Below are 25,734 nucleotides of genomic sequence, written 5' to 3'. Positions count from 1 at the left end.
GGCCGAAGAGGATCGTTGTCCGGGGTGACGGGGGGTGTTCTTGAGGGGCGCCGCGGCTAAGCCGCCCTTCGACTGCCTGCGAAGGCAGGCGCTCAGGACAGGCTAAGTCGGACGGGGCCGCGGGCCCCGCCGGCCGGGCGTGATGCGGGATCCGCGCCGGAGCTTTCGCTCCGGCTTGGGCATCACGCCGCGAATTGGTTCATCGTGTTGTGCGCGCCGCCGGCCTTCAGCGCAGCCTCGCCCGCGAAATACTCCTTGTGGTCGTCGCCCAGGTCCGAGCCGGACATGTTCTGGTGCTTCACGCAGGCGATGCCCTCGCGGATTTCCTTGCGCTGGACGCCCTTCACATAGCCGAGCATGCCGGCGTCGCCGAAATACTCCTTGGCGAGATTGTCCGTCGAGAGCGCGGCCGTGTGATAGGTCGGCAGCGTGATCAGGTGGTGGAAAATCCCCGCGCGCTTGGCAGAATCCGCCTGGAAGGTGCGGATCCGTTCGTCGGCTTCGTCGGCCAGCGCGGTGCCATCATAATCGACGCTCATCAGGCGCGCGCGATCATAGGCCGAGACGTCCTTGCCCTCTTCGGACCAGGCGTCGAACACCTGCTGACGGAAGTTCAGCGTCCAGTTGAAGCTCGGAGAGTTGTTGTAGACGAGCTTGGCGTTTGGAACGACCTCGCGGATGCGGTCGACCATGCCCGCGATCTGCTCGATGTGCGGCTTCTCGGTCTCGATCCAGAGCAGGTCGGCGCCGTTCTGCAAACTGGCGATGCAATCCATCACGCAGCGATCCTCGCCGGTGCCGGCGCGGAACTGGAACAGGTTGGAGGGCAGGCGTTTCGGGCGGAGCAGCTTGCCGTCGCGATTGAGGATGACGTCGCCGTTGCGCGCGGTCGTGGGATCGATCTCCTCGCAATCGAGGTACGAGTTATACTGGTCGCCGAGATCGCCGGCTTCCTTGCTGACCGCGATCTGCTTGGTGAGGCCGGCGCCGAGCGAGTCGGTGCGCGTGACGATGATGCCGTCCTCGACGCCGAGTTCGAGGAACGCGTAGCGGCAGGCGCGGACCTTCGCGAGGAAGTCCTCGTGCGGCACGGTGACCTTGCCGTCCTGGTGGCCGCACTGCTTCTCGTCGCTGACCTGGTTCTCGATCTGGAGCGCACAGGCGCCCGCCTCGATCATCTTCCGCGCGAGCAGGTACGTCGCCTCGGCATTACCGAAGCCGGCGTCGATGTCGGCGATGATCGGCACGACGTGCGTCTGATGGTTTTCGATCGCGTTGAGCAGGCGCTGTTCCTCGATCGCGTTGCCGGCGGCGCGGGCGGCGTCGACCTCGCGGAACATCATGCCGAGTTCGCGCGCGTCGGCCTGGCGCAGGAAGGTATAGAGTTCCTCGATCAGCGCGGGGACGCTGGTCTTCTCGTGCATCGACTGGTCGGGCAGGGGGCCGAACTCGCTGCGCATCGCCGCGACCATCCAGCCGGACAGGTACAGATACCGCCGGTCGGTGGTGCCGAAATGCTTCTTGATGCTGATCATTTTTTGTTGGGCGATGAAGCCGTGCCAGCAGCCGAGCGACTGGGTGTAATTCGCCGGGTCCGCGTCATAGGCGGCCATGTCCTTGCGCATGATCGCGGCGGTGTAGCGGGCGATGTCGAGCCCGGTTGCGAAGCGGTTCTGGAGCCGCATCCGCGCGACCGATTCGGGCGAGATCGCGTCCCAGGTGCCGTTCCGGTCGGCGATGAGGTTGGTCAACTGGGCGATGTGAGTCTGGTAGGTCACGGGCGATCCTTCGCTGCTGCGTTGATCGTCGTGTAGGGTTGTTGACAGAGTTTTTACTGGGAATATGGCGCGACGGCGGGTGTTGGTGTCGGTTGCGTCGGGGTAGGGGATGTCGCGTTGTGAAGAACGTTACATGCTCAATGCTGTTCTCCCGCGCACGCGGTAGTCCAGGACTCACACGTGGTTCGCTAAGTAACCCTGGGCCCCCGCTTTCGCGGGGGAACAGTCACGTCGCTGTTCCTCTCGGGGGCGTCAGTCCGCTTCCGGGACCCGATCTGCGACAGTCGCCGTAAGTGGCTCTGCCAGCGCCGTTTCGCCCAGCGATGCCAGCACCGCGGCCGCCAGCGCGTCGAGGCCGTACGGCTTCTCCAGCATGATCGCGTCGGTTTCGTCGGCGACCGATGCCGTATCCCCGGTCGCAAACACGATACCCACGCCCGGACGCAACGTCCGTGCCGTCCGCGCAAAGTCCGGCCCGGACACGCCCGGCAGGTTCACGTCGGTCACCAGCGCGTCGATCGGCACGGTTTGGAGTGCCGTCATCGCGTCCTCCGCGCTCGCCGCGTCGACGACGACGAACCCGCTGCCCTGCAACATCTCGGCGGTGTTCGCGCGGATCAGTGCGTCGTCCTCGACCAGCAGGACGGTGCGGCGGGCGGGGGTGTCGAGGCGGCGGTCGGCGTCGATACGGGCGTCGCGCGCGGCCTTCGCCGAAGGGCTGCTAGAGCGCTGGCGGTTGGCGAGCACCTGACGGAATTTCCGGGCGAGCGCCTCGCGCGTATACGGCTTCGACAACAGGTCCAGCCCCGCATCGAGCTTGCCGCCATGGACGATCGAGTTCTCGGTATAGCCCGATGTGAACAGCACTGCGAGATCGGGGAGGCGCTCCTTGGCTTTCCGCGCGAGTTCCGGGCTTTTCAGCGTGCCGGGCATCACGACGTCGGTGAACAGGATATCGATCGGCACGCCGCTCTCGACCACGTTCAGCGCACTGGCCGCGTCGACCGCCTTCAACACGCTGTAGCCGAGATCGGTCAGCAGCTCGACGACGGTACCGCGGACCTCGTCATCGTCCTCGACCACCAGCACGGTCTCGCTGCCGCCGGAAATCGGGCTGGCATCGGCGACGACTTCGACATCCTCGCTCTCCATCGCGCGTGGCAGATAGAGCTTGATCGTCGTGCCTTCGCCGACCTCGGAATAGATCTTCACATGGCCGCCGGACTGTTTGACGAAGCCGTAGACCATCGACAGGCCGAGGCCGGAGCCCTTGCCTTCGCCCTTGGTCGAGAAGAACGGTTCGAAGACCTTCTCGATGATCTCCGGGCTCATGCCGGTGCCGGTGTCGGACACGGCGAGCATGACATATTGCCCGGCCTCGACCTCGTCATGGCCCTGTGCGTAGCTGTCGTCGAGATGCGCGTTGCCGAGTTCGATCGTCAGCTTGCCCTGGCCGTCCATCGCATCGCGGGCGTTGATCGCGAGGTTGAGCAGCGCGTTCTCGATCTGCGCGGGGTCGATGAAGGTGTTCCACAGGCCACCGCCGACCACGGTCTCGATCTCGACGCCTTCGCCGATCGCGCGGCGCAGCATGTCGTCCATCCCGCGCACGAACCGCGTGACGTTGACGACCTTGGGCTCGAGCGCCTGGCGCCGCCCGAACGCTAGCAGTTGCGCGGCGAGCTTCGATCCGCGCGTGACGCCAGCCATCGCATTGGCGACCCAGCGTTCGGCGCGCTCGTTGCCCTCCAGATTCTTGCCGAGCAGCTGGAGGTTGCCCGAAACGACCTGGAGCAGGTTGTTGAAGTCGTGTGCGACGCCGCCGGTGAGCTTGCCGACCGTCTCCATCTTCTGCGACTGGGCGAGCTTGGCCTCGGCCTGGCGGCGCTCGTCGATCTCGCGGATGACGCGCGCTTCGAGCGTCTCGTTGAGCTGGCGGAGCTGATCCTCGGCGCGCTCGCGGTGGCGGACCTGGCGGGCAAGCGCCTCGGCCTGGTCGCGCAAGGCGGCCTCGGCGGCGCGCTGGTGGGTGATGTCGGTGTGGACGCCGACCCATTCGAGCACCTCGCCGGCCTCGTCGAGGATCGGCAGGCCGCGGACAGCGAAGGTACGCCACGTGCCGCAGTGGCGGCGGACGCGGTGTTCGAACACGAACATCGACTTGCTAAGGACCGCGGCGGTCCAGGCCTTGATCGTAGAGGCGACGTCGTCGGGGTGGATCGCGTCGGCCCAGCCGAAATTCTGATATTCGTCGATCGACTGGCCGGTGAGCGTCGCCCAGCCGGGTTGCTCGCCGATCATCCGGCCGTCCGGGCTGTTGGTCCATAGCACACCGTGGACCGCGTCCATCGCGGTGCGGAAGCGGCCGTTGCTGATGCCGAGTTCGGCCTCGCGTTCGGCACGCTCCTCGACGTCGATGCCGAGCACGTAGATGCCGGGGATCGAGCCGTCTGCGGCGGTGTGGGGCACGTAGCGGAATTCGGCGCGGCGGGGGCGCCCGTCGCGGTGCGGGAAGACGGTCTGCGCGATGAAGCTTTCGCCCGCCAGCGCGCGATCGAACGAGGAGCGGCGATCCTGATAGACCGTGTCGCCCAGCACCTCGCGGACCGGCTTGCCGATCATCGCCTCGGGCGCGACGCCGAGCCACTCCTCGTACTGCGCGTTGGCGAGGCGGTAGACATGGTCGCGGTCGACGTACGAGATCAGCATCGGCACGGCGTCGGTGACGCGGCGCAGCTCGGCTTCGCTGGCGGCGAGGCGGTGCTCAGCTTCGACTCGCCCGCTATTGTCGACCATCGTGCAGAGGACGCCGCCGACCGTACCGCCGGCGCAGTAGACGGGGGTGTAGAACAGGTCGAGCGTCAGCTGCTCGGGACCGTCGTGGCGCTGGAACAGGATCGGCTGGTCGCGATAGGCGACGGTCTCGCCGCGGAAGCCCGCTTCGAGGACCGCGCGGTTCCAGTCCCAGACTTCGGGAAACGCGGTCGCGACCGGGCTGCCGAGCGCGGCGGGGTGGCGATCGCCGGCGACCGGGCGGTAGCTGTCGTTGTAGAGCATGATGTGCTCGGGCCCCCACATCACGACCTTGGCGACCGGCGAGTTGAGGATGTTGGCGAGCGTGATGCGGAGCTCGGCGGGCCACGAGTCGATCGGCCCGAGCGCGGTCGCGGCCCAGTCGCGCTGGCGGACCAGCATGCCGCATTCGCCGCCGCCGATCAGGATCTCGGTTGGCTTCTGCAGGGCGTCACGCGCGCGCATCTGTTCGAGCGCGGTACGGACGATCGCAGTGGCGTCGCCGTGGCCGGCGGCGGCGAGATCGTCGATGTAGCTGCCGAGGTCGGAGGGCAGGGAAATGGTGCGCGACGAGACTTGCGACGAGTCTGGAGTTGTCATGCCGGACTAGTGGGTTTGCGGGGCACGCGTGTCAATGAATACGCGTGGTTAGGTTCGGCGCGCCATACTCTCACGTACCACCCCGGCGGAGGCCGGGGTCCAGTTGGGGGACGTCGCTAACTGAGCGCTGACCCCCATTTCAACCACCTCTCCAACTGGGCCCCGGCCTTCGCCGGGGTGGTGCCTGGTGGCGGTTACCGAAACTTGTGTCCCCGCGAAGGCGGGAACCCAGACTGGGCTCCCGCCTTCGCGGGAGAACAAGGAAGGGCGCCCTGCCGTTCGGTAGCGCGCCCTTCCTTCTCTCATTCGATCAGCCCTCGGTGCGCGGCAGGCCCAGCGGGTTGCCGTGCTTGACCGCCTTTGGCAGCAGCGCGTCGGGCAGGTCCTGATAGCACACCGGCCGCAGGAAGCGCTCGATCGCCGCTGAACCGACCGAGGTCGTGCGCGGATCCGACGTTGCCGGGAAGGGACCGCCATGCACCATCGCCGGGGCGACCTCGACACCGGTCGGCCAGCCGTTCGCAAGAATGCGGCCCGCCTTGCGCTCCAGCACCGGCAGCAGCGCCGCGGCGTCGGCATGATCGCCCTCGTCGATCTGCAGCGTGATCGTCAGCTGGCCCTCGATCTTCTCGAGCACGCTGCGCACTTCGGCGAGATCGGTGCAGCGGACGATGATCGAGGCCGCCCCGAACACTTCGTGCGACAGCGCGGGGTCGGCCACGAACGCCTTGCCCGTGGTCGAGAACAACGCCGCACGACCGCGGTTCGCGCCCTCGGCCTCGGTGCCGCGCGCCAGCGTCTCGACCGCGTCATGGCCGGCCAGCGCCGACACGCCCTGCTCATAGCTGGCGTGGATGCCAGGCGTCAGCATCACTTGCGGCGCGGCTTCACCCAAGGCGGCGGCAGCGGCAGCGACGAACACGTCCAGATCCGGGCTATCGACCGCAACGACGATGCCGGGGTTGGTGCAGAACTGGCCCGAGCCCATCGTCAGCGAACCGACATACGCCTTGCCGAGCGCCTCGCCGCGCGCCGCGAGGGCTGCCGGGAACAGGATCACCGGGTTGATGCTGCTCATCTCGGCATAGACCGGGATCGGCTCGGGACGCGCCGCGGCGAGCGCGACCAGCGCGAGGCCACCGCCACGCGAACCGGTGAATCCGACCGCCTTGATCCGCGGATCGGTGACGAGCGCCGCGCCGAGTTCGTTGGCAGGTCCCTGAACCAGCGAGAACACGCCCTCGGGCAGCCCGCATTTGGCGACCGCGGCCTGGATCGCCTTGCCGACCATCACCGACGTGCCGGGATGCGCAGGGTGGCCCTTGACCACGACCGGGCAACCGGCGGCGAGTGCGGAGGCGGTGTCGCCGCCCGCGACCGAGAAGGCGAGCGGGAAGTTCGACGCACCGAACACCGCGACCGGGCCGACCGCGATGCGACGCTGACGCAGGTCGGACCGCGGCATCGGCTTGCGGTCGGGCTGCGCCTGATCGATCACGACCGACGCCCAGGTGCCGGCGCGCAGATGCTTGGCGAACAGGCGAAGCTGGCCGGTGGTGCGACCGCGCTCACCCTCGAGACGCGGGCGGGGCAGGCCGCTCTCCTGGATCGCACGCGCGACCAGCGGCTCGTGGATCGCCTCGATCTCGTCCGCGATCGTCTCGAGGAACACTGCGCGAGCCTCGGGATCGATCTCGCGGAATGTGTCGAAAGCAGCCGCTGCGAGCTTGCACGCGTCGGCGACGTCCGCCTCGCTCGATACCGCGAAGGCGGGCTCGATCTTCGCGTCGGTCGACGGGTCGATCGCCAGGAACGTGATGTCGCTGTCAACGGCGCGCGCGCCGATCGGGAAGGTGCCGTCCATGTCAGTTCTCCAAATCAATCAGGGCAGACCGCACCCGCAGGGTCGGTCGCAATTCTCAGGTCCGCGAGCGCGAAGCCCAACGGTCCGGTCGCCGTCATCGCGAACGGCGCGGCGACCTTCGTCATGTCGGCGCCGTGGCTACGAAAGCATTTAAGCGTGACGCGGACCGTCTTCCAGTCCGTACCCGCGGTTTTGAACAAGGATGTGACGGTTACGCCGGTTCCGCCGCTGCCCATCGCAAGCGTTACCGGGCCCGTCGCAGGCTGCGTCACGCGGTAGGTGAGCTGCAGCACCAGGTCGGCATTGGTCTCCCGCGACAGATCAAGCGTCGGCCCCGCGATCTTCACCGTCGCGGTGGCTTGCTTCGGCCAGGTCAGCGACAACGCGCCTTCCTGCGTCTGCGGGCCATCGACCGGCGCCTGCGCGATTCCGGCATCCGCCTTCAACGCGAACGGCGCCGGCACCTTGCCGCGGCTGTAGAACAGGCTCGTATTGGCGAGGCTCGCGTCGACGCCGGACACTTCGCCGAGCGTGGCGACGCTGCCGCCCTTCGCATAGCTGAGGCCATAGCCGAGCGCGAACAGCGGGTCGTAGCCAGGCTGCTCCTTGTTCAGCACGAACTGCCCGGCGGTCTTGGGCCAGCTATACGACAGGCGGCCGGCGAAATCCTTGCGCGGCGTACCGTCGGGCGTCCCGATCAGCACGTCGGCGATGCCGCCACCCTCGGTGCCCGGGAACCATGCGCCGACGAACGCATCCGAGGCGTTGAGTTCTGGGTTCACCCACATCGGCCGCCCCGACAGAAAGACCGAGACGGTCGGAATGCCCGCCGCCTTGAGTTTCTTCAGCAGCGCGAGCGCCTGCTTGTCGCCGGGCTGGAATTCGAGCGTGCGCAGGTCGCCGCGCATCTCGGCATAGGGCTGTTCGCCGAACACGACGATCGCCGCGTCGGGCTTCTTGGCGAAACTGCCATCGGCGCTGAGCATGGCATTGCCGCCGCCGGCCTTCATCGCCGCCGCGATCCCCGCATAGATCGACTGCGCGTTGGGGAAATCGGCATTGGTGTTGCCGTCACCCTGCCAGCTCAGCGTCCAGCCGCCCGACTGACGCCCGATATCGTCCGCGGCATCGCCCGCGACGAGGATGTCGGCGCTCGCCTTGATCGGCAAGACGCCCTGGTTCTTCAGCAGCACCAGCGTCTTGGCGACCGCTTCGCGGGCCAGCGCACGATGCTCGGGCGAGCCGATCGTCCCGGGCTTGCTCTCATATGGCCGCGCGGTGTCGAACAGCCCCATCTTCACCTTCACGCGAAGGATACGGCGAACCGCGTCGTCGATCCGCGCCATCGGGATCGTGCCCTTCTGCGCGGCGGCGAGCGTGGTGTCGAACAGGCCTTTCCAGCTGTCCGGCGCCATCGCCATGTCGAGCCCGGCGTTGAACGTCGCGGGGCAATCGGTGTTGGTGCAGCCGGGGATCTGGCCATGGCCGTTCCAGTCGCCGACGATGAAGCCGTCGAACCCCATCCGACCCTTCAGCACGTCGGTCAGCAAGCTCTTGTTGCCGTGCATCTTCTTGCCCTGCCAGCTGCTGAACGACGCCATGACGGTCAGCGCGCCGGCATCGATCGCAGGCGGATACCCGGCCGCGTGGATGTCGATCAGCGTCTGCTCCGAGACGTCGGCATCGCCCTGGTCGAGCCCACCCTTGGTGCCGCCGTCGCCCAGGAAATGCTTGGCGCTCGCCGCGACGTGACCGGTCTGGATCGTGCCCGTCCCCGTCTTGCCCTGAAGCCCCTCGATCATCGCGCCGGCATAGCTGCGGACGACCGCGGGATCTTCCGAATACCCCTCGTACGTGCGGCCCCAGCGATCGTCCTGCGGCACCGCCAGCGTCGGGCCGAACGCCCAGTCGATCCCGGCGGCGGCGGTCTCCTGCGCGGTGGCGGCACCGATCCGGCGAATGAGATCGGGATCGTGCGCCGCCCCCAGCGCGCTGTTGTGCGGGAATAGCGTCGCACCGACGACGTTGTTGTTGCCGTGGACCGCATCGACGCCGAACATCAGCGGGATCGCGACATGGCCGGGCCGCGCGGTCATCGCGACCGCGTTGAATGCGCGCGCGGTGGCGATCCAGGCGGGGGCGGGGGCGCGGTCCTTGGCGCCGATCGGAGCGGAGCTGCCTCCCGCCAGGACGCTGCCGAGCGGATAGCTGCGCAGGTCTTCGGGCGTGATCGCGCCGATATCGCCCTGGATCATCTGGCCGATCTTTTCGCGAAGCGTCATCTTCGCCATCAGGTCGGTGACGAACGTCTCGGTCCGCGGATCGATCAGGCCCGGGCTCTTCGCCTTCGGCCACAATGCGGGATGCGCCACGCCAGCGGTGGCAGCCGAACTCGCGCTCGGTACGACGGCGGGCCTGGTCTGCGCGACGACCGCGACGGGTATTGCCAGCGTTGCGCTCGCGAGCAGAAGCCCTCGTACCAGATCTCTCGTCATCCGCTTATCCTCCCCTGGGCCATCCTCGCCCCCTGTGTCGGGGACCCGCGGAAGCCCTGTCTGATTAATGTTGGGAGCGGTAACACGCAAGCCCGCGTTCCCGCCCATTTCCGGCCGTTCCGCCCGTTGTCCGATCATCTAGCACCGGATAACGATTGCAGGCTGATTATGTCGTAATCCCCTGCTAAACATCCGGCATGGGGAAAGAACCGCGCAAGCCGCGCACCGCAACCGGACGCCGGAGCGGCGCACCGACGATATCCGATGTGGCGACGCTCGCCGGCGTATCGCCGATGACCGTATCGCGCGTCATCAACGGCGAGGCCAAGGTCCGCGACGCGACCCGCGAGACGGTCAACGCGGCGATCGCGACGCTGCACTACGCGCCGAACCGCGCGGCGCGCAGCCTGGCGGGCGGCGGGCAGATGCGGATCGGACTGCTCTACAGTAATCCGAGTTCCGCCTATCTCAGCGAGTTCCTGGTCGGCAGCCTCGAACAGGCGAGCCGCAGCGACGTGCAGCTGGTCGTCGAGAAATGCGATATCGGCGATCACGAGATCGAGGTGGCCGAACACATGATCCGCAGCGGCGTCGATGGCGTGATCCTGCCGCCGCCGCTGTGCGACTCGCGCGGCGTGCTCGACACGCTGATCGCGGCGGGCGTGCCGACCGTCGTCGTCGCGACCGGATCGCCGCCTGCCGATACCGCAGCGGTGACGATCGACGATTTCGAGGCGGCGCGGGCGATGACCCGCCACCTGATCGAGCTCGGCCATGCGCGCGTCGGTTTCATCATCGGCAATCCGAACCAGACCGCCAGCCAACAGCGCCACCAGGGCTATCTCGCCGCGATCGCGGATGCGGGACTGCCCGAGGATCCGTCGCTGATCGTCGGCGGCCTGTTCACCTATCGATCGGGGCTCGATGCGGCGGAGCAGTTGCTCGACGCGAAGGATCCGCCCTCGGCGATCTTCGCGAGCAACGACGACATGGCGGCGGCGAGCGTGGCGGTCGCGCACCGGCGCGGGCTCGACGTGCCGGGCGACCTGACGGTGTGCGGGTTCGACGACAGCGCGCTCGCGACGACGATCTGGCCCGAACTGACGACCATCCACCAGCCGATCGCCGATATGTCGCGCGCGGCGGTCGACCTGCTCGTCTCGGCGATCGTGCACCGGCGGGGCGGCGGCAAGGATGCCAACCGGCATGTCGTGCTCGACTATACGTTGGTACGACGACAGTCGGATGCGGCGCCACGGCGACGTCCGCCGGCGCGGGTCCGCGCTTGACCGAGCCCCGCCTCGCAAGGTAGCGCTCCCACAAGATAATTCGTCGCGTTCAGGAGAGTTTGCAGTGGACCGTGTACCGGTGAAGCCGTTCCGATCGCGCGACTGGTTCGCCGATCCCGCCCGCTCGGACATGACCGCGCTCTATCTCGAACGCTTCATGAACTACGGGCTGACCCCGGCGGAATTGCGCTCGGGAAGGCCGATCATCGGCATCGCACAGTCGGGCAGTGACCTTTCGCCATGCAACCGCATCCATCTCGAACTCGCCAAGCGGACGCGGGACGGGATCCGCGACGCCGGTGGCATCGCGATGGAGTTCCCGGTTCATCCGATCTTCGAGAATTGTCGGCGGCCGACTGCGGCGCTCGATCGCAATCTGGCGTATCTGGGGCTGGTCGAGACGCTGTACGGCTACCCGATCGACGCGGTCGTTCTGACCACCGGCTGCGACAAGACCACGCCGTCGGGCATCATGGCGGCGTCGACCGTCGATATTCCGGCGATCGTGCTGTCGGGCGGGCCGATGCTCGACGGCTGGCATGACGGCGAGCTGGTCGGCTCGGGCACCGTGATCTGGCGCAGCCGACGCAAGCTGGCCGCGGGCGAGATCGACGAGGAAGAGTTCCTCAACCGCGCCACCGACAGCGCGCCATCGGCCGGGCATTGCAACACGATGGGCACGGCATCGACGATGAACGCGGTCGCCGAGGCGCTTGGGTTGTCGTTGACCGGATGCGCGGCGATCCCAGCGCCGTACCGCGAGCGCGGTCAGATGGCGTATGAGACCGGACGGCGGATCGTCGAGATGGCGTATGAGGATCTGCGTCCGTCGAAGATCCTGACGCGCGAGAGCTTCCTCAACGCGATCCGGGTGGTCAGCGCGATCGGCGGGTCGAGCAACGCGCAGCCGCATATCATGGCGATGGCGCAGCATGCCGGCGTGACGCTGTATCCGGACGACTGGTCGGATCATGGCTATGACCTGCCGCTGTTGGTCAACATGCAGCCGGCGGGCAAGTATCTCGGCGAGCGGTTCCACCGGGCGGGCGGCGTGCCCGCGGTGCTCCACGAACTGATCGCGGGCGGGAAGCTCGACACGTCTTGCCTGACCGTCACGGGACGGTCGATCGGCGAGAACATCGCCGGGCGCGAGACGCGCGACCGCGAGATGATCAAGCCGTTCGACGCGCCGATGATGGAGCGCGCTGGCTTCCTGGTGCTCAAGGGCAATCTGTTCGATTTCGGGATCATGAAGACGTCGGTGATCTCCGCGGCGTTTCGCGCGCGCTATCTGTCGACACCGGGGGCCGAGGACCGGTTCGAGGCGCGGGCGATCGTGTTCGAGGGCTCGGACGATTATCACCACCGGATCAACGATCCCGCGCTGGAGATCGACGAGGGCTGTATCTTGGTGATCCGCGGGGCGGGGCCGATCGGCTGGCCGGGCTCGGCGGAAGTCGTCAACATGCAGCCGCCCGACGCGCTGATCCAGCGCGGCGTGCTGGCACTGCCGACGCTCGGCGACGGGCGGCAGTCGGGGACGTCGGACAGTCCGTCGATCCTCAACGTGTCGCCCGAGAGTGCGGTCGGCGGCGGGCTGTCGTGGATCCGCACCGGCGACACGATCCGGATCGATCTGGTCGCGGGGACGTGCAACGCACTGGTCTCCGACGAAGAGATCGCACGGCGGCGGGGCGAGGGATTCCCGCCCGTGCCGGAAAGCAACACGCCTTGGGAGGAACTCTACCGCGAGAAGACCGGGCAATTGGCCGAAGGCGGCGTACTCGACTTCGCGGTGAAGTATCGCGGGATTTCGGCGAAGACCCCTCGGCATAATCACTGAGGTCCAAGGGGAGGGCGCGTGTTTAAGTGCAGGCCGCCCTCCCCCGTCATCCTGGACCTGATCCAGGATCCAGAGCCAAACGCGCTGTGCTTGAGTTACTCTGGATCCTGACTTTCGTCAGGATGACAGGGGTGGGACGAGGCTCGGGATCACCCCGCGACCTCATGTCCCTCGCGCACCCTCCAGCATCATGCCATTCCCCAACCGTCATCCCAGCGAACGCTGGGATCTCCTCGTGTGGCGAGCGTCATCTGCTCCGCGGGATACCCCAGCTTTCGCGGGGGTGACGGATTTTGAGAGCGGGATCGCCGGTAACTGACCTGGTTAGGCAATCGCTGTGTTGTCCGCGCTGCTCTTTCAAAACGCACCACCCCGGCGAAGGCCGGGGCCCAGTTAGGGGACGTTGCTGACGAAGGGCGGTGCGTAGGTACTGCGACCATCCCAACTGGGCCCCGGCCTTCGCCGGGGTGGTGCTCCACAACGATATAAGCAGGTAGCCCGACTAGCCCAGAGCCACCGTGAGCCCCATCGCGATGGTCCGCGTCTCGCCCGGTGCCAGGATCGTCGGGTCCGCCAGGTTCAGCGCGTTCGGCATGTCGCTCACCGGTTCGGCGCAAAAGAAGCCGAGCCCCGGCGGCGTGAAGACGTGGAGATACGGCGTGCCCTCGCCGGTCAGCATGATCGTGTCGTCGGGTGTCGCGATCGTCGCCGCCTTGTCCCACCCCTCATACGCGTTGTCGATCAGCGACGACCGCACCACGCCGTCCCCCCGCGACCAATCCGCGAAGTGCGTCGCCCCGGTCCGCTCGGTCGGCAACATCGCGTCGTCGGCCAGCCAGACGGACCCCGCATCGAAGCTCAGCCGCGTATCCTCGCCGGCCGGAAAATACGGATGGAACCCAAGCCCGGCCGGCATCGCCCGGTCGCTGTCGTTTCTGACCGACAGCGATACGCGCAGCCCGGGTTCGTCCAGCGTGACCAGTTGTTCGGCGCGGTAGGACCACGGCCAGTCCGCATCGGCTTCGTGCGTATGGACCAGCACCGCCGAGCCCGCCTCCGACGCCTCCACCGCCCAGCCACGCAGCCAGCCGACGCCGTGGAGCGGATGATCCTGCCCCTCCATGTTGCGCGGCAGCGCATACGCCTCCCCCGCAAACACGAACCGGCCTTCGGCGATCCGGTTCGCATACGGCACCAGCGGGAAACAGGCGGTCTCCAGCGGGTTGGTCGCGCCCGCTGGGGTCGGGCGCAACACATCGCGGGCCTGGTAGGTGAGGGCGGCGATCGTGCCGCCCAGTTCCGGCTGGAGCGCGACCTTCCAGTCGCCTGCTTCGAGATGCAGCATCAGCCCGGCATGTCCTCGAGTTCGCGACCGCGCGTCTCGGAGACCATCTTCCACACGAAGAAGAACGAGACGAACGCCGACAGCGCATAGAAGCCGTAAGTGAGCGACAGGCCGAGCGAGATCGCCATCGTCGGGAAGCTGACCGAGATCGCGAAGTTGGCGAACCACTGCGCGAAGCCCGCGACCGCGAGCCCCGAACCGCGGATCTGCGTCGGGAACATCTCGCCGAGCATCACCCACATGATCGGGCCCCAGCTCAGGTTGAAGAACACGACATACGCATTGGCCGCGATCAGCGCGATCAGGCCGTTCTGGTCGGACAGCCGCAGCGTACCCTCGACGATCGCGCCGCTGGCAAAGCAGATGCCGACGATCGCGAGCGTGACGGTCATGCCGGCCGATCCGATCAGCAGCAGCGGCTTGCGCCCGACCTTGTCGACCAGCGCGACGGTGAGCAGGCAGGCTATGATCGACAGCGAGCCCGACAGGATGTTGATCAGCAGCGCATCGCTCTCGCTGAAGCCGACCGACTGCCACAGCACCGAGCCGTAATAGAACACGATGTTGATGCCGACGAACTGCTGGAAGATCGCGAGGCCGATGCCGGTCCAGACGATCGGGCGGATCTTGCCGCTGGCCTTGTCGATTAGGTCCGACAGCTTCGGACGATGCGCGTCGGCCGACAGCGAACCGCGGATCTCGGCGACCTTCCGCTTGGCTTCGGTGACTCCGAACAGGCGGGTGAGGACGGTTTCGGCCTCGTCGTAACGCCCCTTGAGGACCAGGAAGCGCGGGCTTTCGGGGATCAGGAACAGCGTCACAAGATAGATCGCGGCGGGGATGACCTGCATCCAGAACATCCAGCGCCACGCCGGATAGTCGAGCCAGAACAGCGCGGTCGACGAACCGGCGATGCGGGCGAGATACCAGTTGGCGACGAACGCACCGGTGAGGCCGGTGATGATCATGATCTGCTGCACGCTCGACAGCCGGCCGCGGACGTTCGCGGGGACGACTTCGGAGATGTAGACCGGCGCGAGCACGCTGGCGGCACCGATGCCGAGCCCGCCGATGATCCGCGCGAGGACGAACATGGTGGCCGAAGTGGCCGCACCCGCGCCGAGTGCGCTGACGATGAAGAGTACCGCGGCGATCATCATCACGTTGCGGCGGCCGAGATTGTCGGCAAGCCGCCCGGCCATGAATGCGCCGACCGACGAGCCGATCAGGATCGCGCCGACGGTGAAGCCGGTGCCGAGCGACGACAGCGCGAACGTGCTCTCGAGCCCCGCCTGCGTGCCGTTGATGACGCCCGAATCATAGCCGAACATGAACCCGCCGATCGTCGCGACGATGACGATCATCGCGATGAGCGCTCGGTTCACATGTTGGCCGGAATCTGCCGCAATGGTCATTATATTTCCTCTCCGGTACGACGCTCTGGCGGCATCGTTGGCAATTTACAGGGTGACGGGATCGACGGGCACGCCGGGAATGGCGACGCGGAAGGTGAACAGATTGCCGGCGAGCGGTTGGGCGGCGCGGGCGTCTTCGTCGAGGCCCTTGGCGGCGGTCGTCGCATAGGCGGTGCGGCCATCGGGACCGCCGAGCGCGATCTTGGTGATGTTCGCGACCGGGAAGCGGACGATATCGGTCAGGCTGCCGTCAGCTGCGTAGCGGCGTGCCGCCCAGCCGCCGAAGAACCCGACCCAGACGCCGCCTTCGGAATCGCAGATCGCGCCATCGGGATGACCGTCGTCGGGACCGACCGTCAGGAACACGCGCGGCGTACCCAGCCTGCCGTCGGCGTCGACCGGATACGCATCGATCCGCTTGCCGAGCGTGTCGACGGCGTAGAGCGTGCGGCCGTCGGGCGCGATCGCCGGGCCGTTGGTGATCGCGACCGGCGGGATGTCGGTCTTGGTCAGCGCGCCCCGATGCCAGTGATAGACATGGCCGGTCTCGTCGGATTCGGCGTTATCCATCGTCCCGAACCAGACGCGACCCGCGGAATCGCGCGCGGCGTCGTTCAGGCGGTTGCCGGGAGTTTCTGGGTGGACGGCGGCGAGATGCTCGAACGCGCCGGTCGCCGGATCGAACCGGTGGAGGGCGCCGCGCACCCCGGCCAGGAAGCCGCCATCGTCGGCGGGGATCACCCAGCCGGTCTGGTCGGGCGCGTCCCAGCTGTCGAGCGTGCCGGTCTCGGGATCGAAGCGGTACACGCTCGGCGCCTTGATATCGACGAACCACAGGGCCGCGTCGCGCTCGACCCAGATCGGGCCTTCGCCGAGCGTCGCGCCGACCGCGCAGATGCTCGTCGCCTGGATCTCGCGGGGCATGTCAGCGCCAGCCCGCATCGACGAAATAATCATGGCCGGTGCACATCCGCGCATCGTCCGAGGCGAGGAACAGCACCAGCGCCGCGACGTCGGCGGGCTGGACGCGCGTCTTCAGGCACTGCGCGGCGATGATCTCGGCCTCGCCCTCGGGCGTGTACCATTTCAGCTGGCGCGGCGTCTCGACGTTGCCCGGAACGATCGTGTTCACGCGGATGCCATCCCCACCCAGGTCGCGGGCCATCGCGCGGGTCATGCCCTCGATGCCGGCCTTGGCCGTCTGATAGATCAGCAGTTCGGGCAGCGCGAGATGCCACGAGATCGAGCCGAAGTTGAGGATGACGCCGCCGCCGGCGCGCTTCATCGACGGCACCACGGCTTGGCCGGCAAAGAACAGGTGGCGCAGGTTGGTCGCCATCCTCTCGTCCCAATATTCGGGCGTGATCTCGTCGATCGTGTGGCGATCGTCGTTGGCGGCGTTGTTGATCAGGATATCGATCCCGCCGAGCTGATCCTCGATCCGAGCGACCGTGGACTTGAGCGCATCGATGTCGCGTAGGTCGAGGGGCAGGAAGATCGGTGCGGTCGCGACGTCGGGCGTCAGCGTTTCGATCAGCGCGTTCGCTGCGTCCTCGGCCATGTCGACGAACGCGACGTGCGCACCCTGACGCGCGAATGCCTCGACCAGGCCGGCGCCGATCCCCGACGCCCCCCCGGTGATCAGGACGCGTTTGCCCTTCAGGCTCGGATAGATCGCCGTCTGGTCGGTGGCTTTGGTCTTTTGCAGCACGTGGTTACGCTCCCTGTTTCTTGGTGTGCGCGAGCAGGCCACGACCTGCCAGATTGCGCATGAGATCGCTGATCCCGTAATTCCACGGTGCGGCATCCTTCGACGTCGTCACCGGATTGACCAGCGCGCCAAGCTTCGGATTGGAGATCGTGACGACGTCGCCGACCGCATGCGTGAAGCCGCGGCCGGGCTCGTCGCGGTCCTGCGTCGGTGCGAACAGCGTGCCGAGGAACAGCACGAAGCCGTCGGGATATTGATGCTCGCTCATCGCCTGGTGGACGAGATCCTCGGGATCGCGGCTGATCTGGTCCATCGAACTGCTGCCGTCGAGACGATAGCCATCGGCGCCCTCGATCGTCAGCGCGATCTCCGCGGCGCGAATGTCGTCCATGCCGAATTTGTCGTCGAACAGGCGGATGAAAGGCCCGATCGAGCAGGACGCGTTATTGTCCTTCGCCTTGCCGAGCAGGAGCGCGGAACGCCCCTCGAAATCGCGCAGGTTGACGTCGTTGCCGAGCGCCGCGCCGACGGTCTTGCCGTCGCGGTCGACGATCAGCACGACTTCTGGCTCGGGGTTGTTCCAGGTGGAGTCGGATCGGATGCCGATCTCGCCGCCCCAGCCGATCGTCGACAGCGTCGGGCTCTTCGTGAAGATCTCCGCGTCGGGGCCGATCGCGACCTCGAGATATTGCGACCACATGCCGTCTTCGATCAGCGCGGCTTTCAGCGCGTCGGCTTCGGGCGATCCGGGTACGACCGAACGGATGCTGCCGCCGACGCGCTCCTCGAGACGGGCGCGGACCGCGACCGCGGCGGACGCATCGCCGCGCGCCCGTTCCTCGATCACGCGTTCCAGCGCGGACACGGCGAAGGTCACGCCCGATGCCTTGACGCATTGCAGGTCGATCGGGCTCAGCAGGCGGATCTTGGCACCGTGTTCGGGCGACAGGTGCAGGTCGTCGAGATGACCCAGATCGGTACCGCCATTCGTATCGAACTCGCCCGACGCGACCAGATCGGCGACCGTCGGTGCGACACGCGACATATCGTAGACGCGACCGCCACGAACGATCACCGGGGTAGGTCCATCGCCGCTGTCGATTCTGCCCAGCAAAATGGCCTGGTCCCAGTCGGCAGGCAACGCCACCGCCGATGCGAATGCGATCTCCACGATATCCCTCTCCATATTGTTAGCGTTACCCTATGCGCGCCAGCGAGCCCGTCAAGCCCCCTGCGTTACATCATCCCATCCCCTATGCGATCGCCGATCCGACTTCCGCAATGAACAATTGAACGACATTGATCAGATAAATCAACCGCCTTATGAAACGGGGTCGGGACGCGGTCAACGCAGTGCCGGGCGGTAGCGCGCGAAAGCGCAAACCATAGGGCCCAGCGCGACCGCTTTGATGATAACGATATCATCGACGCCGACCGCGCAGCCCGAAATTGCGCTGCGGTTCGATCGCCACGGTCCGATCGCCACGTCGCGGACCGCCGTGCGCCTGCCAACGACGAAAGCGCGGTGGCAAAACGCGCGCCAGGACGTAGAGGCGGATATCGACCATCGCGATTGGGTGCCTGATCCTGCAACCTCTGTCCGCCCTCAAATGGTTTCGCCGGCGCGTCCGGACGAGCGAAGCCGCGTTCATCGTGCTGGCGACGCTGGTCGGGGCGGGGGCGGGGTTGCTCAGCGTGCTGCAGGGTGCGGCCGCGCGGACGATGCAGCATATCCTGTTCGGCCTTTCATCCGCCGCCCGGCTCAGCGCATTGCCCTCGCTGCCGCTGGCGGCGCTGATCGTGCTGCCGATCGGCGGGATCGTGCTCGCGCTGTTCTCCTGGGCGACTCGCGCGCGCAAGCGGCGGATGGTCGATGCGGTCGAGGCGAACGCACTGCACGGCGGCCGCATGTCGGTGCCCGACAGTCTGGTGATCTCCGGGCAGACGATGCTGTCCAACGGCTTCGGCGCATCGGTCGGCCTGGAGGCGGCCTATGCGCAGCTCGGCGGCGCGATCGGGTCGGTGACGGGGGCCGCGTTCAACCTGCGCCGCGCCGATCTGCGCAACCTCGTCGGCGCCGGCACCGGTGCGGCGATCGCCGCCGCCTTCGGTGCGCCGCTGGCCGGAGCGTTCTATGCGTTCGAGATCGTCATCGGCGCCTATACGCCGACCGCGCTCGCGCCGGTGGTCGCCGCGGCGCTGGCCGGTACGCTGGTCGCGCACCTCCTCGGGATCCAGCCCTATGTGATCGATTCGGTCTCGACGATGCCGACCGAGACGCATCATTACCTGCTCTATGCCGGGCTTGGCGCGCTGTGTGCGGGCATCGGTATCGCGTTGATGCACGCGGTCGCGCTGGTCGAGCGGGGGACGCGGCGTGCGCGCCTGCCGGATTGGCTGCGTCCCGCGATCGGTGGGCTGCTGCTGATTCCGGTCGCGCTGGTATCGCCGCAGGTTCTGTCCGCGGGGCATGGCGCACTCCACGCCGATCTCGCGCTCGGCGCGCCGCTGGCGTTCATCGCGACCATCTTCCTCGCCAAATGCGCGGCGTCGATCGTGTCGCTCGGGTTCGGGTTTCGCGGCGGGCTGTTCTTCGCGTCGCTGTTCCTCGGCACGCTGGTCGGGCATCTGTTCGCCGGCAGCCTCGCGGCGGTGATCGGGCAGGAGGTGCTTGATCCGCGCAACGCCGCGCTGGTCGGGATGGCGGCGCTCGCGGTCGCGGTGGTCGGCGGGCCGATGACGATGGCGATGCTCGTGCTGGAGGCGACTCACGACTTCGCGCTGACCGGTGCGGTGCTCGCGGCGGCGCTCGTGTCGTCGACGATCGTGCGCGAGACGTTCGGCTACAGCTTCTCGACCTGGCGGCTGCATCTGCGCGGCGAGACGATCAAGAGCGCGCGTGACGTCGGCTGGGTGCGGACGCTGACCGCGGGGCGGATGATGCGGCGCGAGACCAAGGCGATGCCGGCGGCGACGACGATCGCCAAGTTCCGCCGCCGGGTGCCGCTCGGGGCGACCAGCCGCACCGTGCTGGTCGACGCCGACGATCGCTATGCGGGCATCGTCCAGACTCCCACCGCCTATGCCGAGGGGCTCGATCCCGCGTCGCCGGTCGGTGCGCTTGGCGTCAATACCGACGCCGCGTTGACGCCGACGATGGACATCGCGGAGGTCATGCGCCGCTTCGACGCGTCCGGCGCCGACGAACTCGCGGTCCTCGACGAAGACCGGATGGTGCTCGGCATCTTGTCGGAATCTTTCGTACGACGCCGCTACGCCGAAGAACTCGAAAAATCGCAACGCGAACTGTTCGGCGAGCGCTGATCCGGCGGCCGGCTCACGCACCGACCCCGCGTTCGTGCGCCCAGACCACCGCGGCGCTGCGCCGGTTGACGCCGATCTTGGCGTAGAGTCGCGCGACATGGTTGCGCACCGTGTTGCGCGACAGATCGAGCCGGTCCGCGATCGCCGCGTCGTCGAGATCCTGGCAGATCAGTTCGAGCACCTCGCGCTCGCGCTTGCTGAGGTCGGCGACCGGTGCGCTCGCACCTGCGCTGGTCCGCGGGTTCCGTAGCGTGGCCAGCTTGTCCATGATCGACCGGCTGAGCCAATTGGCGTCCTTCATCACCGCGTCGATCGCCTCGACCAGTTCGAGTTCGCCGCGCCTGCGGGCCGAAATGTCCTGGTACAGCCACAGCACGCCCGGATCGCCGTCGATGCTGACGCGCTCGGCAGAGACCAGGCAATCGAGCGGTTCGCCGTTCCGGTGGAGCAATTGGACGTCGAGCCCGCGAAACCCGCCCCGATCGCGAATCTCGGTCTCCAGTCCCTCCCGCTGCGCCGCGTCGTTCCACAACTGAAGATCATCCGCGACCCGCTCGATCACGGCCTCGTCCGCATACCCGGTCAGCGCCTTGAACGCCGCATTGACCTGGACGATGCGATTGTCCTCGCCCCGCGTCACGACCATCGCGACCGGCGCCATCTCGAACACCGAGGCGAAGTGCCGCTCGCTCGCCTTCAGCGCGTGCTCGGCACGGCGCCTGGGCTCGAGGTCCGCGAAGGTGAACAGCACGCAATCCTGGTTGGCGACTTCGATCGGCTGGCCGGCAAGGATGACCAGCGTCGTCTCTCCGTTCGCCAGCGGCAGCTCGGCTTCGAGTTGCGGCACCGTCTGACCGTTGACGACGCGGTCCTTGACGAACGCCTTGCGCTCGACTTGTGCGAGAAAGTCGAGATCGAACAGCGTCTTGCCGATGATCTGCTCGTGGTCATAGCCCGACAGGTCGAGAAAGCCCTGGTTGACGAGAACATAGCGCTGGTCGGCAACGCGGATGATCAGCGCCGGCGCAGGGTTCGCATGGAACATCGCCTCGAACCGGTCCTCGGCATCGAACCGTTCGGACACGTCGTTGATGACCAGCCCCAAGCAATCGGGTTCGCCGCCATCCTCGTCCATGACGATGTCGCGCACCTGGTGTACCCAGCGCGGCTCGTCGGCGTCGACCGGCGCCACCTCGACGATCAGGTCCGGGAAACTCTCGCCCGCGAGCAGCCGCATCAGTGGATATTCGCGTCGCGGCAACGCGCGCCGGTCGCGGTGGCGGAGCCGGAACCGGGTGGCATAGTCGTCCGCGGTCTCGCCCAGATCCTCGACCGTGCGGACGCCGTGCATCTTCAGCGCGGCGGGGTTGGCGCTGAGAATGATCCCGGTCGGATCCATCAGGATCACGCCCTCCAGCAGCCCGGTCATGAGCTGTTCCAGGTGGTGCAGGGTGGGCGCATGCAGCGGCTTGCCGGAGGTTTTCGTCATGCTCGTTCAGCGCCGGAGCCAGGCCTCCGGTTCCGCACGCGTCGGCATAATATACCAATGCCCCCGGTACGTGTGCACCAATCCCGAAATCCGTGAAGCGCGCCGGAACTGAACGGAATGCGCACCATGTCGGTTGATGCCCCAGTACCATTATCCACTAGGAGCCACATCATGAACCTCATCATTCTTCTCGTCGTCGGCGGACTCATCGGCTGGGTTGCCAGCATGATCATGCGGACCGATGCTCAGCAGGGCGTCTTCCTCAATGTCGTCGTCGGCATCGTCGGTGCGTTGCTCGCCGGTTTCCTGATCACCCCGCTGATCGGTGGCGCATCGATCATGGACGGCGCGCTCAACATCCAGTCGATCCTGATTTCGCTGGTCGGCGCAGTGATCCTGCTCGCGATCGTCAACATGTTTCGCCGCGGCTCGGTTCGCTGAGCAGACGGGGAGGCGGCGCGACGCTCATGCCGCCTCCCGCACTCACTAGCGCGGCCAACTCCTTTACTGAGGATCTGGCTCGCGGTCGGCAGACCAAGGCAGGCAATCGCAACGTTTCGACCCTGAAGAAGGACTAGGACGTAGCGCCAATTTAATCTCAAGCCCGCGATCGCTGACCGGCGACGCGGGTTTGGTGCGTTTCGAAACGTCGCCGAGCAGGCGGGGCCGCTGATTCGGGGGGATATTCTCCGAACGATTCCGGCAATGCATTTCAGTCCGGCAATGCATTTCAGTCCGGCATCGCGAGATGCGACGTCGTCCTAGAGCATATGCGTTTAGCGGTTGCGGAACGCGTTTCTCGCGGGCGCTTTCGCCAGAAAATGCGACCTATGTCGCTCGCAGCAAAACGCTGCGGGTGAACAAGGACGTCGCCATGACTCTCGAATATCCTGCTATCCTGCCCGTCGATCGCACCAAGCCGCGTCATCAACGATCAGTCGAGATACCGCCGCCCCCGCAACCCCGGCGGCCGTTCGCTTTCGCGGATCTGGAAACGCAGTTCGACCCAGAGCTCGACACGCTGTGGACCTATATGCGGCAACGGGTCAGGCCGAGTTTCAATCCGGGCCTGCTCGCCGAATTCGGACATTGGCAGGCCGACATCGCCCAGGCGTGTTCGTCGGGCGACATGCCGATCCGCTACGTCGTGCTCGGATCGCGCTTTCCCGGCGTGTTCTCGCTCGGCGGCGATCTGGATCTGTTCTCCGACCACATCCGCAACGGCGATCGCGAAGCGTTGGTCGCTTACGGGCGCGCCTGCGTCCGCATCCTGCATCGCAACATGCTCAGCCTCGATCGGCCGATCATCACGATCGGCCTGGTCGAGGGCGATGCGCTGGGTGGTGGCTTCGAGGCGCTGCTGTCGTTCAATGTCGTGATCGCCGAACGCGGGACGAACTTTGGGCTTCCGGAGACGAATTTCGGGCTCTTCCCGGGGATGGGGGCGCACTGCTTCCTGTCTCGCAGGCTCGGTGCGGCGCGAGCCGAGCAGATGATCCTCAGCGGACGAAGCTACAGCGCGGAAGAACTCTACGACCTCGGTATCGTTCACGCCCTGGCCGATCCGGGCAGGGGGCGCGCGGAAGTGGAGAGCTATATTCGGCAGAACCGTCGACGCCATAGCGGCCATTGCGCGATCTACGAGGCTTCGCGATCGGTCAATCCGCTGGCGCTCGGCGAGCTCGAGGCCGTCGTCGATCTTTGGGCGGATGCGGCCCTCAGGCTCAGTGACGCGGACCTGAAGCTCATGCGACGCCTGGTGGGGGCCCAGACCAGACTGCTCGAAAAGGCGCAGGTGGCGTCCTGCTGATCAGGACCGCTGCTGCGCCTTGATCCCACCGTCGGCAAGCATCGCCGCCACCATGCTTGCCGGCATGGGATGCGCAAGCAGGAAGCCCTGCACCGCATCGCACCGGGTCCGACGGAGTTGATCCAATTGCGCCTGCGTCTCGACGCCCTCGGCGACCGTTCGCATCCCGAGCTTTGCGGCAAGATCGATGACCGTCTGGACGATCGCGACCGACGCGGGGCTCTGTTCGAGGTCGGTGATGAACGATCGATCGATCTTCAGCGTCTGGAACGGGAATTTGGTAAGATAGCTCAGCGACGAATAGCCGGTGCCGAAATCGTCGAGCGTGGTCCGGACGTGGAGCCGGTTGATCGCGTCGAGCGCCGCGAGCGACGCCTCGATGTCGTCGAGCAACACCGACTCGGTCACCTCGAGTTCGAGCCGGTCCGCCGCGAACCCACTGCTCGCCAACGCACTCATGATCACCATCGGCAGATTGGTGGACCGTAGCTGGATCGGCGAGAGATTTACCGCGATCTTCACGTCCGCCGGCCATTCGCTGGCGATCCGGCACGCCTCCCGGATCACCCAGCCGCCGATCCCGACGATCAGGCCGTTATCCTCGGCGATCGGAATAAATTCGGCGGGCGAGACCGAGCCTAATCGGCGGTTGGTCCATCGCAACAGCGTCTCGCACGAGAGCACGCGCTCGCCGGCGAGGTCGAAGATCGGCTGGAACATCAGGTGGAACTCGCCGCGTTCTAGCGCGCCCTGCATTTCCGCCGCGAGATCGCGGCCGCGTTCGATCTTCTCATCCATCAAAGGTTCGTAAAAACACATCTGCCCGCGCCCGCTGTCCTTGGCACGGTACAGCGCGAGATCGGCGTTTTTCAGCAGCGTATCGGCATTGGTGCCGTCCATGGGGGCGATCGCGATCCCGAGCGACGCGCCGATCCGCAGCATGCGGCCGTCATGCTGCACCGGGCGCTCGACCAGCGCGATGATCTTCCGTCCGATGTCGATCGCATCGTCCTGCCGGGCGATCGCGCAAACGACGGCAAATTCGTCGCCGCCCAATCGCGCGACGATCCCGCTCCTGCCGAACGCATCGTCGAGGCGGCGGGCAATCCCCGCCAGGACCGCGTTGCCGGCAAGATGCCCGAACGAGTCGTTGATTTCCTTGAACCGGTCGAGGTCGATCCAGTGGATCGCAAGACTGTGATCCCGGCCGACCACGGCCTTCAACTGCGCTTCGAACCGCTCCCGAAAGGCGGTGCGATTGGCGACCCCGGTCAGGTCGTCGCGACGGGCGACGGCAGCATGGTGCTCCGCCAGCGCGGTCTTTTCCCGCGATGCGATCGTCGCCCGCAAGATCACGCCATAGGTCTGCAACGTGATATCCATCATCGCCACCACGAACAGCAGGATGACCACGCCGAGCACGATCTTGAGCGGCTCGACCGAGGCGAACAGTCCCAGTGCCAGCGGGACCGACGCGAAACACAATTGCGACAGCGCGATCCACGGTCGACCCGCGTTGCGACCGGCGATACCCGCCGCATATCCCACTGCCGTCGTCACCGCGAGCAACTGCAGCACACCGTCGGTCGTATGCACCAGCGTCAGCAAGCCGAACGTACCGAGCAGCGCCGAGTAGCACAGCGCGCCGGTGCGATAGAGAAATTCCTGCCGGTTGGCCCAGCGTCCGGCCAGCGTGCTTCGGGTCGAGCCAGAGCGGCGCAGGCGGAGCGCGTCGACGATCCTGATGCCGGCGACGATGACGATGGCGACGGCACAGACGACCATCGACCGGCTTCCGCCGACCAGCGCCACGATCGCCGTGATCGCGCCGCTGGTCAGCGCCCCGATCACCAGCGATTGGGGCGATGCATAGAGGGATTCGACAAGGGTATGCCGGACATGCGCGGCGATCGCCTGGTCGGACTGTCGCAACTGTCGCAGGCGGGAAATAAGACCGGTCATCGATCCGTACATGGCG

16 protein-coding genes are annotated in these 25,734 nt (G+C 66.7%); 5 read left to right on the top strand and 11 right to left on the bottom strand.

What is annotated here, in order from left to right; all coding sequences use genetic code 11:
- Nucleotides 1–182 precede the first annotated feature (182 nt).
- From H8S47_RS06015 to H8S47_RS06000, 4 genes are all read right to left on the bottom strand, one after another.
- Complete coding sequence (locus tag H8S47_RS06015; protein ID WP_187503012.1) at nt 183–1,778, bottom strand: isocitrate lyase; 1,596 nt, start codon at nt 1,776–1,778, stop codon at nt 183–185.
- A 252-nt stretch (nt 1,779–2,030) separates the two neighbouring features.
- Nucleotides 2,031–5,171, bottom strand: a complete 3,141-nt coding sequence (locus tag H8S47_RS06010) for a PAS domain-containing protein (RefSeq protein ID WP_187503011.1) — start codon at nt 5,169–5,171, stop codon at nt 2,031–2,033.
- 310 nt (nt 5,172–5,481) lie between these two features.
- Nucleotides 5,482–7,035: an aldehyde dehydrogenase (NADP(+)) gene (locus tag H8S47_RS06005; RefSeq protein WP_187503010.1), complete on the bottom strand. Its 1,554-nt coding sequence runs from the start codon at nt 7,033–7,035 to the stop codon at nt 5,482–5,484.
- Between the two features lie 14 nt (nt 7,036–7,049).
- Nucleotides 7,050–9,530: a glycoside hydrolase family 3 protein gene (locus H8S47_RS06000; RefSeq protein WP_187503009.1), complete on the bottom strand. Its 2,481-nt coding sequence runs from the start codon at nt 9,528–9,530 to the stop codon at nt 7,050–7,052.
- A 197-nt stretch (nt 9,531–9,727) separates the two neighbouring features.
- On the opposite strand from H8S47_RS06000, the gene H8S47_RS05995 reads away from it, so the two are divergent.
- On the top strand, nt 9,728–10,819 hold the full coding sequence (locus tag H8S47_RS05995; protein WP_187503008.1) for a LacI family DNA-binding transcriptional regulator: 1,092 nt from the start codon (nt 9,728–9,730) through the stop codon (nt 10,817–10,819).
- Between the two features lie 64 nt (nt 10,820–10,883).
- Nucleotides 10,884–12,662, top strand: coding sequence for an IlvD/Edd family dehydratase (locus tag H8S47_RS05990; protein WP_187503007.1), 1,779 nt, complete (start codon nt 10,884–10,886; stop codon nt 12,660–12,662).
- A gap of 502 nt (nt 12,663–13,164) precedes the next feature.
- Here the strand turns inward: H8S47_RS05990 and H8S47_RS05985 are convergent.
- From H8S47_RS05985 to H8S47_RS05965, 5 genes are read right to left on the bottom strand one after another with little or no spacing between them, the layout of a single operon-like run.
- Nucleotides 13,165–14,007, bottom strand: coding sequence for an aldose 1-epimerase (locus H8S47_RS05985; RefSeq protein ID WP_187503006.1), 843 nt, complete (start codon nt 14,005–14,007; stop codon nt 13,165–13,167).
- Nucleotides 14,007–15,422 carry a sugar porter family MFS transporter gene (locus H8S47_RS05980; protein WP_187503005.1) on the bottom strand — a complete coding sequence of 472 codons (1,416 nt, stop codon included), beginning with the start codon at nt 15,420–15,422 and terminating at the stop codon, nt 14,007–14,009. The genes H8S47_RS05985 and H8S47_RS05980 overlap by 1 nt, the downstream gene beginning before the upstream one ends.
- A 45-nt stretch (nt 15,423–15,467) precedes the next feature.
- A complete protein-coding gene (locus tag H8S47_RS05975; protein WP_187503020.1) occupies nt 15,468–16,346 on the bottom strand; it encodes an SMP-30/gluconolactonase/LRE family protein in 879 nt (292 codons plus the stop codon).
- A 1-nt stretch (nt 16,347) separates the two neighbouring features.
- On the bottom strand, nt 16,348–17,133 hold the full coding sequence (locus H8S47_RS05970; RefSeq protein ID WP_328805438.1) for an SDR family NAD(P)-dependent oxidoreductase: 786 nt from the start codon (nt 17,131–17,133) through the stop codon (nt 16,348–16,350).
- A 4-nt stretch (nt 17,134–17,137) separates the two neighbouring features.
- Nucleotides 17,138–18,319: a fumarylacetoacetate hydrolase family protein gene (locus H8S47_RS05965; protein WP_187503003.1), complete on the bottom strand. Its 1,182-nt coding sequence runs from the start codon at nt 18,317–18,319 to the stop codon at nt 17,138–17,140.
- 398 nt (nt 18,320–18,717) lie between these two features.
- Between H8S47_RS05965 and H8S47_RS05960 the strand changes: the two genes are divergently transcribed.
- Nucleotides 18,718–20,457 carry a chloride channel protein gene (locus H8S47_RS05960; protein WP_187503019.1) on the top strand — a complete coding sequence of 580 codons (1,740 nt, stop codon included), beginning with the start codon at nt 18,718–18,720 and terminating at the stop codon, nt 20,455–20,457.
- Nucleotides 20,458–20,470: 13 nt separating this feature from the next.
- Here the strand turns inward: H8S47_RS05960 and H8S47_RS05955 are convergent, their stop codons facing one another.
- Nucleotides 20,471–21,946 carry a helix-turn-helix transcriptional regulator gene (locus tag H8S47_RS05955; RefSeq protein ID WP_328805437.1) on the bottom strand — a complete coding sequence of 492 codons (1,476 nt, stop codon included), beginning with the start codon at nt 21,944–21,946 and terminating at the stop codon, nt 20,471–20,473.
- A 171-nt stretch (nt 21,947–22,117) separates the two neighbouring features.
- On the opposite strand from H8S47_RS05955, the gene H8S47_RS05950 reads away from it, so the two are divergent.
- Nucleotides 22,118–22,387 carry a GlsB/YeaQ/YmgE family stress response membrane protein gene (locus H8S47_RS05950; RefSeq protein WP_187503002.1) on the top strand — a complete coding sequence of 90 codons (270 nt, stop codon included), beginning with the start codon at nt 22,118–22,120 and terminating at the stop codon, nt 22,385–22,387.
- A 433-nt stretch (nt 22,388–22,820) separates the two neighbouring features.
- Nucleotides 22,821–23,756: a crotonase/enoyl-CoA hydratase family protein gene (locus H8S47_RS05945; RefSeq protein ID WP_187503001.1), complete on the top strand. Its 936-nt coding sequence runs from the start codon at nt 22,821–22,823 to the stop codon at nt 23,754–23,756.
- Here the strand turns inward: H8S47_RS05945 and H8S47_RS05940 are convergent, their stop codons facing one another.
- Nucleotides 23,757–25,718 (bottom strand): putative bifunctional diguanylate cyclase/phosphodiesterase, encoded by a 1,962-nt coding sequence (locus H8S47_RS05940; protein ID WP_187503000.1) that lies wholly within the window; start codon nt 25,716–25,718, stop codon nt 23,757–23,759.
- Nucleotides 25,719–25,734 lie beyond the last annotated feature (16 nt).

Source organism: Sphingomonas albertensis, assembly GCF_014358075.1.
In the GTDB taxonomy this organism is placed as follows: domain Bacteria; phylum Pseudomonadota; class Alphaproteobacteria; order Sphingomonadales; family Sphingomonadaceae; genus Sphingomonas; species Sphingomonas albertensis.
Note: the sequence above shows the minus strand (reverse complement) of the source record. Positions and strands in the feature narration are given on the sequence as shown.